Source organism: Yersinia fenwicki (genome assembly GCF_043099325.1).
Taxonomy (GTDB): domain Bacteria; phylum Pseudomonadota; class Gammaproteobacteria; order Enterobacterales; family Enterobacteriaceae; genus Yersinia.
Window position 1 is genome coordinate 2,052,624 of the sequence record NZ_CP170755.1, and the last position, 15,630, is coordinate 2,068,253.

A 15,630-nucleotide genomic window follows, 5' to 3' on the forward strand; every position below is an offset into this window, starting at 1 on the left:
TACGGATTGGACAATAACAGCGGTGTCAGCGTAATGCCTGCTATCGCTCCCAAGACCAGCCCCACACCGCTCTGGTTTACTGAAGGCGGTACAAATCAGTCACCGAGTTATCCAGGACAAGACTGGTTTAATCAGATCCAGGCCGAGCTTTTAAACGTCCTGGTAGACGCTGCGATAGCCCCGAACAAGGCTGACCGAACCCAATTGTCCACGGCAATCAAAAAAATCATCGCCGATAGCGCTAACGTGGTTCCCGTAGGTGTACCACTTCCCTGGCCTACAGCGACAGCGCCGCAAGGTTGGTTAAAATGTAACGGTGCAGCCTTTAGCAAAACACAATACCCGCAACTGGCCGTTGCCTATCCTTCGGGCGTGTTGCCCGACCTGCGTGGTGAGTTTATACGAGGTTGGGATGATGGCCGTGGAGTGGATAGCGGACGCGGATTGCTGACGGCTCAGGCCGCAACGTGGATACAGCCCAACGTTGAAAATAATACGGTGTCTACCGGCATTGTATTAGGCAGTGGTGAAAGTGAGTTTAATTCGGGAGTTCTCGGCGGGGTGGCCAATATGACGGGCAATGCCAGTAATGGCCCGCGTACCCGTTGGTATATTCGTCCGCGTAACATCGCCTTTAATTTCATCGTGAGAGCAGCATAATGAATGTCGATAATAACAACTTACCGATTACAGAGTTAGATGATACGGGACTGGCTGTTGCTGCGGGGTGGTTCACGGTCTACAACATCGATCCAGTACAGCGAGAATATCAGCAGACATCATCGGAATACTTGCCAGAAGGTGTGGGTTTGCCCGCCTTCTGTTTTGCTGATCCCCCTCCAGAGTCAGCGACTGGTTTGGCTATTGTACGCTCGGTAGATGGGACTGCATGGGAAAAGTTACCGGACTATCGCGGGCAGACGGTTTATAGCACTAATACTGGACAGCCGGAAACAGTGATCCAGATTGGAAAATTAGGGCAGGGTCTCACCCCTGAGGCTCCGGCAACCCCCTTCGATAAATGGAACGGCAAAAATTGGATCACAGACGAGGAGGCGGTATCAGCAGTAGCAGTGAGTGCTGCTCGTGATGAGTTGTCGCAGCGTCAACGCGAGGCCGCTGACAAGATAGCCACACTGGAGGATGCTGTTAGTTTGGGTATGGCGACAGATCATGAAGTGGCGGACTTGAAAGAGTGGAAAGTTTATCGTGTGTTGCTAAATCGCGTTGATGTAACAAAAGCACCCAATATCGACTGGCCTGCAATCCCGGCATAAACCGTCATTTGAGCCATATGAAATGATAAAATCAGATGCCTGATGCAATTATCAATTTACGTGGCTCAATTTCTCAATTTACGCGACGCGCTACAGCGGCAAAGGAGCAAACTGATGTTCCGATCGACAAAGCAAAAATAGGAATGCGCAGTAAATCGACCGGTAATAATGGGAAGGGCTGGCTGAGTTGGCGGCGTACAAAGAAAAAGCCGATGACCAGCAATGCTATCACCTCAGCGGCAATCAGTGTCGGGCTTTGCTCTTGAGCAAAACCACTGATGGCGGTTATCAGTAAACCAAATGTCAGTGCATTCATAATGCTACTGATGACATCAAAACGGTTACCGTTGCTTTTCATATTATTGGCTGGCAAGAATTTCATACCCAGCCCCCAGGCAATCAGGCCTATCGGTACGTTAATGGCAAATAGCCACTGCCAGGATGCAACTGACAATACTGCTGCTGCAATGGTTGGTCCGGCGGCGGCAGAGACTGCCACAATCAATGCATTAATACCGATACCGCGACCTAACTGTGCTTTGGGATAAATAATTCGAATCAGGGCGGTATTCACACTCATCAAGGCGGCGGCACCTAACCCTTGTAGTACTCGCGCAAAAGTCAGCGTCCATAAGGAATCGGACAGGGCGCAAAACAGCGATGTCACACTGAATACCAGCAAACCAGCCTGATAAACTCGGCGATAACCAATGATATCGCCCAGTGAGGCCATCGAAAGCAAAGATACGGTAATAGCTAACTGATAGGCATTGACCACCCAAATGGAAGTCGCTGGGCTGGCATTGAGGTCACGGGCAATGGTCGGCAATGCGACATTCGCGATAGTGCCGTCAAGCACCGCTATCATAATACCTAAAGCAATAACGACTACGGCGGCATAGCGCTGTGGAACCGGCATTCCATCGGTTGCGGATGGGGTCATAGATTTTATCTTTAGAAATAATAAGGTAGGTGAATCATTCTATGCTAACGACTATTGTGCTTGAATGCATCCCTAGGGGCAGGGTTATTTGTAAAAGGTCATTTTTACGACTCGGTGTGTCCTCAATAGAAAGTCTTGGTCGAAAAACGCCCTGCCAATCTTGATTAACAAGCTGATAATGACCGTAATTTATTAAAATCAGTAAAAATAGAACCGCGATCACGGAAAAATGAAACATCGTTTCTATAATGTGAGGTGGTATTAGCCGAACAGGTTCTCCTGCTGGCAAATTTTAATTCTCTGATGATTCTAAGGACTTTCCGGATGGCTAAAGGTAAACAAATCCCCCTGACATTTCATACTTATCAGGATGCCTCTACCGGTGCACAAGTTACACGGCTGACGCCTCCTGATGTGACTTGCCACCGTAACTATTTCTATCAAAAGTGTTTCACTCGTGATGGTAGTAAGTTGTTGTTCGGCGGCGCTTTTGATGGTCCGTGGAACTACTACTTGCTGGATCTTAACACTCAGGTGGCGACACAACTGACAGAAGGGCGCGGCGACAATACCTTTGGTGGTTTCTTATCACCGGATGACGATGCGCTGTTCTATGTTAAAGATGGCCGCAATTTGATGCGTGTTGAGCTCGCCACATTGGAAGAAAATGTGGTTTATCAGGTACCGGACGAGTGGGTCGGTTACGGCACTTGGGTGGCAAATTCCGATTGCACCAAACTGGTCGGTATTGAAATCAAACGCGAAGATTGGGTGCCGTTGACGGATTGGAAGAAATTCCATGAGTTTTATTTCACTAAACCTTGCTGTCGCTTGATGCGTGTTGATCTTAAAACCGGCGAATCCACTGTTATTTTGCAAGAGAATCAATGGCTCGGTCACCCAATTTACCGTCCTTATGATGACAACACCGTGGCATTTTGCCATGAAGGACCACACGACTTGGTTGATGCCCGGATGTGGCTAATCAATGAAGATGGTACGAATATGCGCAAGGTGAAAACCCATGCTGAAGGCGAAAGCTGTACTCATGAATTCTGGGTGCCAGATGGTTCAGAACTGGTGTATGTTTCTTACCTGAAAGGCAGCCCAGATCGCTTCATTTATAGTGCTGATCCAGAGACGTTAGAAAATCGTCAACTGACCTCAATGCCGGCGTGTTCACATCTGATGAGCAACTATGATGGTTCGTTGATGGTGGGTGATGGTTCTGATGCGCCGGTAGATGTACAAGACGATAGCGGTTATAAGATTGAAAACGATCCTTTCCTGTATGTTTTCAATATGAAAAATGGCACCCAACATCGCGTTGCTCGCCACGACACCTCATGGAAGGTGTTTGAAGGCGACCGCCAGGTAACACATCCACATCCATCCTTTACACCCGATGATAAGCAAATCCTCTTTACCTCTGATGTTCACGGTAAACCAGCACTCTATTTAGCCACATTGCCTGAATCAGTCTGGAAATAATTGAATTTTGCACTAGCCTCTTTCTTGGAAAGAGGCTAATTTGCTGTCTGCAAGGCTTTTATCCGATTATTCACATTGGTTTATTGCACAGTCTCGCGACTTCCCTTTATAATAAAACCACTGTTCTATTTTTTTTAAAACAAATTGTTTTATGAAACACAGAAAACTGAGTAGGGTAACCAAAAAATGGCTATTGCAGATTTAGATAAACAGCCCGACTCTGTTTCGTCGGTTCTGAAAGTTTTTGGCATCTTACAAGCATTGGGTGAAGAACGGGAAATAGGTATTACCGAGCTTTCTCAACGTGTAATGATGCCTAAGAGTACAGTGTACCGCTTCCTACAGACCATGAAATCCTTGGGCTATGTTGCACAGGAAGGCGAATCAGAGAAATACTCCCTGACCCTGAAGTTATTTGAGTTAGGGGCGAAAGCACTACAAAATGTCGATTTGATCCGTAGTGCAGATATACAAATGCGTGAATTATCCAATGAAACTCGTGAAACTATTCACTTGGGCGCGTTGGATGAAGACAGCATCGTTTATATCCATAAAATCGATTCCATGTATAACCTACGGATGCATTCCCGTATTGGTCGTCGTAATCCATTGCACAGTACTGCCATTGGTAAAGTGTTACTGGCATGGCGTGACCGTGGTGAAGTAGAAGAGATCTTGTCTCATATCGAATTTACCCGTAGCACCAAACATACTCTGGATAGCGCGGCAGCACTGTTGCCGGTGTTAGACCAGGTACGTGAGCAAGGCTTCGGCGAAGATGTTGAAGAACAAGAAGAAGGTTTACGTTGTATCGCTGTCCCTGTTTTCGATCGTTTTGGTGTGGTGATTGCGGGCTTGAGTATTTCATATCCGACATTACGTTTCTCTGAAGACAGCAAAAGCGACATTGTGAAATCTTTGCATCGTGCAGCGCGCAATATTTCAGAGCAGATGGGTTATCGCGATTATCCTTTCTGAGGGATCTTTCTATTAGAGTAAATACAGTATAATTATTTTATGTTTTTAATCAGCTGTTAATTATAACTATTTATTCCTTCCCATCCCAAACGGCTCCTCTTACAGGAGCCGTTTTTTATTGATAGATAAGTCGTTTAACGTTCATATGAGTAGATCTCGGAGTTTGAGTATTATCCGATGATATTAGTTATTATTTAAATATACTGTTGATGGCTCATTTAATTCTATAGGTTCACTATAACTGTGCTTAAGTATAATTATAGGGAGAAAGGGAATGAGGAAGTTATTAAGCACGGTGTCATTACTGCTGTTGGCCGGTTGTAGTAGTCTCCAGCATGACAGTTCGCATAAATTGATCGACCGCGGTGAGTATAAAGTTGATACCAGTTACCCCTCTGTTGCTAAGAATGAGCGGGTTAGGTTCTTGGTTTTGCACTATACAGCAACAGATGACGCCGAATCCCTGAGATTGCTGACTAAGGGGGACGTTAGTGCTCATTATCTGGTGAAAATGCACCCCGATAGTCTTGATGGTAAACCGGTTGTTTTACAGCTGGTTCCCGAGTCGCAGCGCGCATGGCATGCCGGGGTCAGCTATTGGCAGGGGCGAAATAGCCTCAATGATACCTCTATAGGTATTGAAATCGTCAATATGGGCTTCACTGAGCGGATGTTACGTAGAGAATGGTACCCTTACAACGAATCACAGATTGAATTAATTGAGCGGCTAACCAAGGACATTGTTGAGCGTTATAATATCGACCCAGCTAATGTCGTTGCTCATAGTGATATAGCACCGCTGAGAAAGTCTGACCCTGGCCCGCTGTTTCCCTGGAAACGCTTAGCGACACAGGGTATTGGAGCGTGGCCAGACGACGCGACAGTCACAAAATACATGGGTGGGCGCAATAAGCATGACATGGCATCTGTCAGTATTATTCAACAAACGCTGGCACGCTACGGTTATCAGATCCCACAAAGTGGCGAATTGGATGATGAAACCCGGCAAGTAATCAAAGCCTTTCAAATGCACTTCAGAGCACAAGATTTCAGCGGTCTACCGGATGTAGAAACGGAGGCTATTGCATTGGCATTGGTCGAAAAATATCGTCCCCTTCATCCTTGAAGCCGCAGGGGTGTTAGCTGCATTTACTCACCCTAATCACTTACTTGAGTAAGCTCATCGGGACTCGTTCATTTGCTGCCTACCTGCAACCTCAATGCTTTTGGGGATTCCCTACATCCTTGAAGCTGTGAGGCACAGTTTCCAGCTAGTGGTTTAAAAACAAAAAGCCAGTCACGGATGACTGGCTCTAAAAGCTGACAAAATCAAATGAAGGGGAATCGTGCCGTTGGGGTCGCTCTTAGTTTCAAATACAAGTGCGTAAGCCACCGGAGTGCCCCTAGGTGCGGTAACCCTTTGATCACTAGCCATATTTATTGATGGGCTAAATCGCCATCATCGTCACTGTTAAGAATTTCTTTATCTGTTTGCTTCATCAATTGACTGGTAATGGTACCGGCTGTCATTGAACCGCTAACATTCAATGCTGTACGTCCCATATCAATCAATGGCTCAACAGAGATAAGTAAAGCAACCAGAGTGACCGGTAAGCCCAGAGCAGGTAATACAATAAGTGCTGCGAAGGTCGCGCCACCGCCAACGCCAGCAACACCGGCTGAACTGATGGTGACAATGCCGACCAGTGTCGCAATCCATACTGGATCTAATGGGTTAATCCCAACAGTGGGTGCCACCATTACGGCGAGCATTGCAGGATAAAGCCCCGCACAACCATTTTGGCCGATAGTCGCACCGAAGGAAGCTGAGAAGCTGGCGATAGATTCAGGTACACCCAAACGGCGGGTTTGTGCTTCAACATTCAGTGGGATACTGGCAGCACTGGAACGGCTGGTAAAGGCAAACGTCAGTACCGGCCAAACTTTACGGAAAAACTTCAATGGGTTGATGCCGGTGAAAGACAACAGCACACCATGCACCACAAACATAATCGCCAAGCCAAGATAAGAGGCAACAACAAAGCTGCCTAGCTTAATGATGTCTTGAATATTAGAACCAGCAACCACTTTAGTCATCAATGCCAATACGCCGTAAGGGGTCAGTTTCATCACCAGACGGACGAGTTTCATCACCCAGGCTTGCAGCGTATCGATAGCCACCAGCACGCGCTCGCCTTTCGCTACATCATCTTTTAGTAATTGCAGGGAAGCTATTCCCAGGAATGTGGCAAAAATAACTACACTGATGATTGAGGTTGGGCTAGCGCCGGTCAAATCGGCAAACGGATTTTTCGGAATAAAGGACAACACTAACTGAGGAACGGTCAGGTCAGTCACTTTTCCGAGATAATTGCTTTCGATAGCACTCAAACGTGCTGACTCTTGTGTTCCTTGTACCAAACCATCGGCCGTTAAGCCAAACAAGTTGGTGACCAACACGCCCACCAGTGCCGCGATTAAAGTGGTGAATAGTAATGTACCAATGGTCAATACACTGATTTTACCCAGAGATGAGGCATTATGCAGTTTGGCCACGGCGCTCAAGATTGAGGCAAATACCAATGGCATAACAATCATTTGCAGTAATTGCACATAGCCATTACCCACGATATTAAACCAAGTAATAGACTCTTTCAGCACTGGATTGTCTGCGCCATAGACCCATTGCAGGCCCAGACCAAAGAGCACACCCAGTCCCAGACCCACCAAGACTTTCTTGGACAGACTCCATTGTTTATGCCGAGTTTGTGCCAATAGTAATAGCAGTGCCACGAATAACAGCACATTAATCACAAGCGGTAGGTTCATCCCCAAATCTCCAAATTATTATTTTAAATACTAGCTGCATATTCTAATTCTATTTTTGCCCAGAATAGAGCCAAGCACAGTCAACTGCGCAATTAGCTGCGTATGTTAGCAGCTACTAAGAAAGGCTACTTATATCCAAAAAGAATGTTATATAAATTTTTGCTATGATTTGTATGGAATATATACAATCTGATGATTGTTTACCCATTAAAGTGTGATCACAGTCTAAAATTTTTCAATTGTTCCATATAGGATTGCAGGGAGAATGTGGTGTCAGTTTGCCAATAGACGGAAAAACAAACTAATAGAACACATAATACGCGTTCTAATTGATTACCTTTTTGTGGACGCAATAGCGGAATAGTAAAACGCCAACGGCACGGCCATAAGAGCGGGACACCCGCAGGCGTAATCATATCGGCTAACAGATGACTGAAATAGCCAACAATCATCGCGTGGAACGCATCTGCGGGAATTATCCAATCGCGAGAAATATCCATTTGAAATAGAGCGATACCGCCAATGACGGCCAACAGGCTATGAGTGAACCCCCGATGGCCAAATGCCCGGGCAATCGGTGTAGATATCCACTTTAACCGCTGACCAAGGATTGATTTGGGGTGATCGATATCTGGCAGCAAGGAGGTTAACAGGGCGCCAGGGATAATATGCCACCAATCGCCATGTGCCAGTTCAGGCGTGAGGCCAACTTTTTTGGCAAAAATAACGCAGGCGACAGAAAAAATAAGGTGTCCTTCCCCTGTCATACTTGAATTCCGAATCTGTAGCTGTTGATTTATCCAGTATATGAGATTTTTAATGACATGAATAGCCGTTACGCTGTAACTAAATATCTCATTTTACGTGGAATAAGAAAGAGTAAGCTAACCTGAGGCTTTGCAATGAAAACATCGAGCTTTGGGCTGAAATAGTGAGACCGGGTTTGGAAGGCGACTGCGCTACAACCACACTTACAAAAAGATAAACCAAAAAAAGGGGAAAAGTGACCGGGAGTCAGCTTTTCCCCAAAGTAATACGGGTATGGGCATAATTAACAAATAATGATGAGGGTATTAATAACTACACGTTCACGAACGACAACAGTTATATGGTAAGGTCAGAACTTAGAAGCTGTACTGAACACCTACACGGTAACGAGTTTGACGCTCGTCAGTGGTTTTGCTGCCAGCAACATTGCCGATGGCAACATATGGCTTCCAGTTTTTATCCCATTTGTAAGCGACTTTCAGGTCATGACTCCATTCTTCTTTCTCTTTATTGGCCAGAATTTCGTCTTCGGATTTCTTGTAGTTCAATTCATATTCTGCTGAATAGTTTTTCAAGAAGTTGTAGGCAAAGAGCATTGTGAACTCGTGGCCTTTCTCTGTTGCTTTAGTCTGAGCTGGCTGGTTACGCTTGTAATATGGGCGATAACGCAGTGATGTTGAGAAGTCATCAGTAAAGGATACTTTACCGCGCAGGTAAGGGCGGTAGTTATTAGAATCAGAAGAAGATTCCAATGAGAAACCAGGCTCCAATTGGAATGTTTTATTGAACTGATAAACATAGCTGGCAACCACTTCGGTGCCATTACTCACTTGCTCATTGAAAGGTTTATTCGGTGTGGTGTCAGAGCTGTGCTGGCCCCATTTACCTTCTAATGATAAACCAAAGCCATTAGCAAAACGGTTGGAAATTAATAACCGATCTTTATGATCAGATTTAGTTGTATCTTTCATTTCATGCCGGTAGTCAATTGTTGTTGCAACAGAACTAAAGCTGATTACAGATGCCACTGCCAGAGTCAGTAATTTAAATTTCATTTTTATATAATCCCAGGGTTATGGTTATTTAAATCAAAAGTTATTAACAAATCTATAAAAATCAACACACGACCAGAAAGCAATTTCACAAACAAAGAAACGATGTTTCAAATATTGTGAATGCATATTCTATTTACATTAATAAATATTTGTGTGATCCAGATCTGTCTTGATGATTATTTTTTTAAACAGATATTAAATTGTGATGTCTATCTAATTGTCTATTATTTGATGGGTATACAAAAGAACCCTACCAAGTTAATGGCAGGGTTTAATGAAGACTTAAGTTAAATTAAATTAATTTATTAGCGCATGGCGCGTTTCAGAATACGATCACCTTGTTTGTTAAAGTATTCTGCAGTTTCTTGTACGGTCTTCTGACCATAATCGATATATTGAATTGCATCACCGAATAGTGAAACAATTTGCGGGTCATCAAAGTATGGTGAAGTTGTCATTTTATGTGGCAATTCCAGAGCCATATTTAAACCGGCAACAGAAGGATCTTCATCTTTAATTACGCCACTGGCACGCAATTGAGTCACCGCTGTAGCACTCAATGGTACGCCACGCTCCAGACCTAATGCTTCAACCCCTTCTTTACTGTTAAGTAAGAAGTTGATTAGCATCGCACTTTCTTGTGGGTACTTAGTTGATTTACCAATAGAAAGCATCTGTGCTGGTTTAAAGAATAAACCGGCATCTTTTGCCCCTGGCAACATTGGGTATGGACCAAGCACCAATTTGGCAGGTTTGGTCAGGTTATCGGAATACTTGGTTATGGTGGAATTCCACATATAAGTACCCGCCCACTCACCATTAATCCACGGCTTCATTTCATACATATTGCTCTTGCCGAATGAAGCATAGTATTTGGTGGATGGCATAACATGATTATCTACCATGGTTTTATACATGGTAAAGAACTCAACCCACTGCTCTGGCGAATAAGCAAATTTCTTATTAGCTTCATCGATAGTAGGAATATTGTATTTTTGCGTCATATAAGAACGGATTAACGCTAAAGTATCCTGATGCTCTAATACCACTGGATAATATTGGTCACCCAGTTTTTCTTTAAATACTTTACCTGCCGCAAGTAACTCATCCCAAGTCTTAGGATATTCTAAACCAGCTTTAGCCCAGGTCGCATCATTGAAATAGAAAATACGAGCAGTAACTGAAATTGGAATACCATTCAACTTGCCATTAACGGTAGTTTGTTGCAGTTCTTTGGGATCAAATTGTGCTAAATCTAATTGCTCTTTTACGCTAAACAAATTATAGAAGCCAGTGCCATCTTTAGAGAAAATAGGCAACCAGTTCCAGTTAGTTTGCATGACATCGGGTTCAGTACCACCGGCAATCTGTGTTGTCAGACGAGATAAATGACCATCCCAACCGGTGTATTCTGCTTTAACATTAATATTCGGATGTTGCTTATGGAACTCTTCTAATGCTTTCAACGTTACCTGGTGACGACCATTCCCGCCCCACCATGACATACGTAAATTAACTTCATCCTGCGCGGCAAAGGCTTGATGTGATAATAGTGCCAGAGTGGATGCTATCAGCGTGTGTAGGATCGCTTTTTTCATTGGGTACTGCTCCTGTTAAAGAGAGATATTTTTTTCTGTTTTTGCATCAAAGATATGGCATTTATCCATATCAAACTGGAAGTACACGGTGCGATGCAGACCATTTTCGATAATAGGTCGTGCTTCGTCAGACGGCAGACGACAGGTCAGCTCAAAGTCATCAACTTTGATATACATGAAGAATTCGTGACCCATGTTTTCCACACGGACCAATTCACCTTGTGAGTGATTATCAGTAAATGGATTCATAGACATGCTGACGAACTCAGGACGTACACCAAAGAACACTTTTTCCCCGGCGTGGGCAGCGACTTTGGCTTGCTGTCTTTCATTCAATACCAGGGTGTATTGACCGACTGTCAGGCCAACTTTCCCCTCTTTTTCTACCAGCGTGCTCGGTTTGATATTCATTTCCGGCGCGCCGATAAAACCGGCAACAAACATATTGGTAGGGTAGTGATAGAGATTATCTGGGGTATCAACTTGCATAATGTGGCCCAGTTTCATCACACAGATGCGGTCACCCATGGTCATTGCTTCAGTTTGGTCGTGGGTAACGTAAACTGTGGTTGCTGCTTTACCGCTTTTCTTCAACTGCTTATGTAAATCCGAGATACGAATACGCATAGAGGCGCGCAGCTTGGCATCCAGATTTGATAAAGGCTCATCGAACAAAAATACATCGGGTTTTTTAACAATGGCGCGGCCAACAGCCACACGCTGTGCCTGGCCACCAGACAACTGACGCGGCAAGCGGTCAAGTAAGTCTTCAAGTTCCAAAATTTTCGCTGCTTCAGCAACTTGTGTTTCAATTTGATCTTTTGGCAATTTGCTCAACTTCAAGCCAAAAGCCAGGTTCTCTTTCACGGTCATGTGCGGATACAGCGCATAGTTCTGGAACACCATGGCGATACCACGTGATTTTGGTGCCAGATTATTGACCACCCGATCACCAATTCGCACTTCACCATCACTGATAGTTTCCAGCCCAGCCAACATACGCAGGGTAGTGGATTTAGCACAGCCGGATGGACCAACAATCACCATAAACTCGCCATCATGGATCTTCAGATCAATGCCATGAACTGCGCGGAAACCGTTGGAGTAAACTTTGCCTAATTTATTGAAAATGACTTCAGCCATGATAAATCCTCTATTAACCTTTAATTCCGCTGCTGGTTACGCCTTGCACGAAGTAGCGTTGAGCCAGGAAGAAAACAATGATGGACGGCAGAATGGAGATGCTTGCCATTGCCAGAATTTCGTTCCAAGGTGCGCCTTCGGTCACGTCAATTGACATCTTAAGAGCCAGCGCTATCGGGTACTTATCTACGCTGTAGACGTAAATCAGTGGGCCGATAAAGTCGTTCATTGACCACATGAACTGGAACAATGCCACGGAGATAATGGCCGGCTTCAAGATTGGCACTACCACGTACCACAACACTTGGAAGGAGTTACATCCGTCGATTTGTGCCGCCTCTTCCATATCGCGGGGAACACCGCGCAGGAACTGGATAAGCATGAAGACGAAGAACCCTTGTGTAGCGAACGCCAATGGCAGATACAGCGGCATGTAGCTATTCAGCATGCCCATTTCACGGAACATAATGTATTGAGGAATCAATAACACGGTGCTTGGCAGCAACATGGTGGTGATTAATGTTGCGAACCAGAATTTCTTCCATGGAATTTCAAAGCGTGCAAAGCCATACGCCACGATGGTGGAAGATATAATGGTCAGAATGACTTTCGGGATAACAAACTTAAAGGTGTTAAGCATGTAGTGACCGAAATTATATTCCGTACCGGTTTTCCAACCGTTAACGAAACCATCCCGCGTAGGGTGTTCTGGCCATAATCCTAATGTAGTGAAAATTTCATTATTAGGTTTAAAAGCAGCTGAGAACATCCACAGCAAGGGGTAGAGCATCATCAATCCGACAATAATCAAAATAACGTAGCGGAAAATGGCACTGACTTTAGCTTTACGCAAGGTGCGGCTAATTTCCGCATCAGCAATATCCTGCGCCAGATCTAATTTCTTCTGGTGGGAGTTTTGTACGTCAGTCATTTTTTCCTCCTTTATCGGCGGAGTAGAAGACCCAATATTTAGAAGATTTAAATGCAATTGAGGCAAAGAGAGCGACTACCAGGAATAATATCCAGGCCAGTGCAGCGCCATATCCCATATCAAAGTATTTAAACGCCGTATCATATATATATAGCGAGAATAAGTAGGTGTAATGGGTTGGCCCACCACCGGTTATGACATAAGGCGCGGTAAATTCCTGGAAGGCCTGTGTGGTTTGCATAATAAAGTTGAAGAAAATAACCGGTGTAATCAGTGGCACGGTCACTTTCATAAACATTTGCCATTTAGAGGCACCATCAATCATGGCAGCTTCATATTGTGACTGTGGGACGTTCTGCAATGCGGCCAGGAAGATAACCATGGCAGAACCAAACTGCCAAACACGCAGTAATGTCACAGATGTCAGTGCCAGCGCTGGCTCTCCCAGCCAGTTAACAGGGTCAAAGCCTAACACGCCAATAAAGCCATTAAGCAGGCCATCAATGGCAAATAGGGCACGCCATAACACCGCAATCGCTACGCTGCTGCCAAGAATTGACGGAATATAGAATGCGGTACGGAAGAAGCCAATACCACGTAATTTAAAGTTCAGTACAAAAGCGATCCCCAGAGCAAATGCTAATTTTAATGGAATAGTCAGAAATACATAAGCGAAAGTGACGCCCATGGATTTCCAGAATAAATCATCTTCCAGGAACATATGACGGTAATTCTCGATCCCGTTATAAACGGGAGGGTTCATTAGGTCATACTCAGTAAAACTGAGAAAGAAAGATGATACAAAGGGGAAAGCCGTGAATATTATCAACCCTATTATATAAGGTGATATATAGGCTAACCCCAGCATTCTGTTTTCATTCATAATGCTTACCTATTTTTAATAACATGAAAGATAAATAAAACTACTGATTCAAAAGTGTCGGATAAATAAAATCGACGTCATACAGAGTGCGGCTTTCTCCGTTCACCCGATAATCTCCATGGATGTAACCACCATTGGTAATAAATTGAGGTATTGCTGCCAATTTATTCTGTTTCGCGGCAATCAAGGTTAATAAAGCTAATGCAATCGGATTGTCGATACGGAAATAACGGTGTTCCGCTGATTCGACAAACAGGCCGCGGTGGAAATGTTGTTGGAATAAGTCATTCCCTATTTTCCAGGCTAATGCAAATAATTGGCTGCATTGGCAATGCTCAGCCAGTTCAACTAAGGCCATTAGCAGATAAGGGGAGGCGGCTGGTTTTTTGCCATCCATCAGTGCTGCACTACGTTGTTGTTTGTTTAATTCAGCTAACTGCCAGCGGTGCAGTAATACCGCAATCAAATCCAGCAGCTCGTCATCTTCACTGGCTCGCCAGGCTCGAACCAGTGGCAGCAAGTAATCTACTTCTAATGGGAATGGCGAGATAACCTTACCTTTAGCGCCATAATAGCCATCACGCTGTAAGACATAGCCGCTCATATCCTGTCCATCGTTCCATAACGGGCGCAATGTATTACTCTCGACGTCATAGGCGAAACGATAGTAATTTTTTAACCCATCAATCACCCATTGTATAACTTCTGCATCCGGCTGTTGGCGCAAGATATCCAGCATTGCTAAGGGGTTATCAATCAGTAATGGCCGCATATCACGGAACAAGACATTGGCTTCACGGGCAATTTCACCAAACTCAGGGCCGAACTGGCGCTTGGCACGGTCGCCATACCAGGATTGGGTTTGGTTATCATCTTCCGGTATTGGCCGGCGTTGTTGTGGCGAACTGAATTGGTAAACCGGCAGCCCTGTTTCAGGATTACGGGCCAAAACGTATTGACGGTATAAATGTTTGCCCCAAGCAGCCGCCGCGATGTCGCCGGTGTACTCAGTATATTTATATGCAGCGTAAATGAGATCTGTACCTGCATTAACAAAGGTCAGGCCTTTGGTTTCAGGTAACTGCGGCAAGGCTTCAGGTTTAACCACATCATGGCGCGCATGAGTGAAAACATGTGGGTCGCGTTGTTTTTCGTAACTGCCGTGGCGGCCGAGATCCAGCGTTTGCCAGTCTTCAACATGGGCATGCCAGAAACCCTGTAGGAAATTAAGTGTTTTTTCCCGGTCGACACTGAGCAGTAAGTCGTAATAAGGCAGATGATGTTTAAGTTCATGCACTTGCGCTTTCGACTCTGGGCCTTCAGTTTTCAATGTGTCCAGATTCAGGAAACGATGGCCACCCCAATAAAACAGCCCACTTTGCTCATGAACACCGTGTTGCATGAAATAGCGGCTTTGTACCCGCGCTTGTTGATGATATTGCGGATCCTGTGTGACCAGGCTGAGCGCATCCAGTGTCCGTAGCCAGTTTTGTTGACTGGCAAAGTTAGATATCGGAATATTACGACCATCTGGGAATTTCCAGGCCACAGGTTGGTGAGTCAGGACATCAAAACCATCGGCCATCAGTGGGGTTGGGTTCTGATTGCTGTGGCTCACAGACTGGACTAAATCAACATAGCTTCTGATAGCACTGAGCCAGTTAATCATCAACGCGTCGCTGCCTTTAATGTTGCCTACAAAATCCATCACCGTAACCCCATCATAGAAATGTT

At 44.8% G+C, this 15,630-nt stretch carries 13 protein-coding genes and 1 pseudogene; 5 read left to right on the forward strand and 9 right to left on the reverse strand.

Translation table 11 applies throughout. The annotated features are described in order from the left end of the window. Positions 1-33: 33 nt before the first annotated feature. Together ACF3VQ_RS09450 and ACF3VQ_RS09455 are read left to right on the forward strand one after the other, a co-directional pair. Positions 34-660 carry a phage tail protein gene (locus tag ACF3VQ_RS09450; RefSeq protein ID WP_392435509.1) on the forward strand — a complete coding sequence of 209 codons (627 nt, stop codon included), beginning with the start codon at positions 34-36 and terminating at the stop codon, positions 658-660. Then, the gene (locus ACF3VQ_RS09455) at positions 660-1,277 is read left to right on the forward strand and encodes a tail fiber assembly protein (protein ID WP_392434977.1); all 618 of its coding nucleotides are present in this window, start codon (positions 660-662) and stop codon (positions 1,275-1,277) included. Before ACF3VQ_RS09450 ends, ACF3VQ_RS09455 begins: the two co-directional genes overlap by 1 nt. Positions 1,278-1,371: 94 nt before the next feature. Here the strand turns inward: ACF3VQ_RS09455 and ACF3VQ_RS09460 are convergent. Beyond that, positions 1,372-2,220, reverse strand: a pseudogene (locus ACF3VQ_RS09460) (MFS transporter); the annotation flags it as partial. Between the two features lie 324 nt (positions 2,221-2,544). Between ACF3VQ_RS09460 and ogl the strand changes: the two are divergent. From ogl to ACF3VQ_RS09475, 3 genes are all read left to right on the forward strand, one after another. Then, positions 2,545-3,711, forward strand: coding sequence for an oligogalacturonate lyase (ogl, locus tag ACF3VQ_RS09465; RefSeq protein WP_392434979.1), 1,167 nt, complete (start codon positions 2,545-2,547; stop codon positions 3,709-3,711). A 186-nt stretch (positions 3,712-3,897) separates the two neighbouring features. Further along, positions 3,898-4,689: a DNA-binding transcriptional regulator KdgR gene (kdgR, locus tag ACF3VQ_RS09470; protein ID WP_005164952.1), complete on the forward strand. Its 792-nt coding sequence runs from the start codon at positions 3,898-3,900 to the stop codon at positions 4,687-4,689. A 274-nt stretch (positions 4,690-4,963) separates the two neighbouring features. Further along, entirely contained in the window at positions 4,964-5,815 is an 852-nt protein-coding gene (locus tag ACF3VQ_RS09475) for an N-acetylmuramoyl-L-alanine amidase (protein ID WP_392434981.1), read from the forward strand. Between the two features lie 311 nt (positions 5,816-6,126). Here ACF3VQ_RS09475 and ACF3VQ_RS09480 read toward each other — a convergent pair whose 3' ends face one another. The 8 genes from ACF3VQ_RS09480 to ACF3VQ_RS09515 form a co-directional block, all read right to left on the reverse strand. Then, positions 6,127-7,518, reverse strand: coding sequence for an L-cystine transporter (locus tag ACF3VQ_RS09480; RefSeq protein WP_392434983.1), 1,392 nt, complete (start codon positions 7,516-7,518; stop codon positions 6,127-6,129). Between the two features lie 218 nt (positions 7,519-7,736). Next, entirely contained in the window at positions 7,737-8,285 is a 549-nt protein-coding gene (locus ACF3VQ_RS09485) for a metal-dependent hydrolase (RefSeq protein WP_392434985.1), read from the reverse strand. Between the two features lie 357 nt (positions 8,286-8,642). Beyond that, positions 8,643-9,341: an oligogalacturonate-specific porin KdgM family protein gene (locus ACF3VQ_RS09490; protein ID WP_392434987.1), complete on the reverse strand. Its 699-nt coding sequence runs from the start codon at positions 9,339-9,341 to the stop codon at positions 8,643-8,645. A 305-nt stretch (positions 9,342-9,646) separates the two neighbouring features. Next, entirely contained in the window at positions 9,647-10,939 is a 1,293-nt protein-coding gene (locus ACF3VQ_RS09495) for an ABC transporter substrate-binding protein (protein ID WP_019079274.1), read from the reverse strand. Between the two features lie 15 nt (positions 10,940-10,954). Continuing rightward, positions 10,955-12,082, reverse strand: coding sequence for an ABC transporter ATP-binding protein (locus tag ACF3VQ_RS09500; RefSeq protein ID WP_005161697.1), 1,128 nt, complete (start codon positions 12,080-12,082; stop codon positions 10,955-10,957). A 13-nt stretch (positions 12,083-12,095) separates the two neighbouring features. Continuing rightward, positions 12,096-13,013 (reverse strand): carbohydrate ABC transporter permease, encoded by a 918-nt coding sequence (locus ACF3VQ_RS09505; protein WP_005161693.1) that lies wholly within the window; start codon positions 13,011-13,013, stop codon positions 12,096-12,098. Further along, positions 13,006-13,896, reverse strand: coding sequence for a carbohydrate ABC transporter permease (locus ACF3VQ_RS09510; RefSeq protein ID WP_005161668.1), 891 nt, complete (start codon positions 13,894-13,896; stop codon positions 13,006-13,008). The genes ACF3VQ_RS09505 and ACF3VQ_RS09510 overlap by 8 nt, the downstream gene beginning before the upstream one ends. Before the next feature lie 40 nt (positions 13,897-13,936). Next, positions 13,937-15,604 carry a pectate lyase gene (locus ACF3VQ_RS09515; protein ID WP_392435511.1) on the reverse strand — a complete coding sequence of 556 codons (1,668 nt, stop codon included), beginning with the start codon at positions 15,602-15,604 and terminating at the stop codon, positions 13,937-13,939. Between the last annotated feature and the right edge of the window lie 26 nt (positions 15,605-15,630).

Coding starts and splice junctions, on each gene's coding strand:
- ACF3VQ_RS09450 (WP_392435509.1), top strand. CDS start 34: ATGCCTGCTATCGCTCCCAAGACCAGCCCCACACCGCTCTGGTTTACT.
- ACF3VQ_RS09455 (WP_392434977.1), top strand. CDS start 660: ATGAATGTCGATAATAACAACTTACCGATTACAGAGTTAGATGATACG.
- ogl (WP_392434979.1), top strand. CDS start 2,545: ATGGCTAAAGGTAAACAAATCCCCCTGACATTTCATACTTATCAGGAT.
- kdgR (WP_005164952.1), top strand. CDS start 3,898: ATGGCTATTGCAGATTTAGATAAACAGCCCGACTCTGTTTCGTCGGTT.
- ACF3VQ_RS09475 (WP_392434981.1), top strand. CDS start 4,964: ATGAGGAAGTTATTAAGCACGGTGTCATTACTGCTGTTGGCCGGTTGT.
- ACF3VQ_RS09480 (WP_392434983.1), bottom strand. CDS start 7,518: ATGAACCTACCGCTTGTGATTAATGTGCTGTTATTCGTGGCACTGCTA.
- ACF3VQ_RS09485 (WP_392434985.1), bottom strand. CDS start 8,285: ATGACAGGGGAAGGACACCTTATTTTTTCTGTCGCCTGCGTTATTTTT.
- ACF3VQ_RS09490 (WP_392434987.1), bottom strand. CDS start 9,341: ATGAAATTTAAATTACTGACTCTGGCAGTGGCATCTGTAATCAGCTTT.
- ACF3VQ_RS09495 (WP_019079274.1), bottom strand. CDS start 10,939: ATGAAAAAAGCGATCCTACACACGCTGATAGCATCCACTCTGGCACTA.
- ACF3VQ_RS09500 (WP_005161697.1), bottom strand. CDS start 12,082: ATGGCTGAAGTCATTTTCAATAAATTAGGCAAAGTTTACTCCAACGGT.
- ACF3VQ_RS09505 (WP_005161693.1), bottom strand. CDS start 13,013: ATGACTGACGTACAAAACTCCCACCAGAAGAAATTAGATCTGGCGCAG.
- ACF3VQ_RS09510 (WP_005161668.1), bottom strand. CDS start 13,896: ATGAATGAAAACAGAATGCTGGGGTTAGCCTATATATCACCTTATATA.
- ACF3VQ_RS09515 (WP_392435511.1), bottom strand. CDS start 15,604: ATGGATTTTGTAGGCAACATTAAAGGCAGCGACGCGTTGATGATTAAC.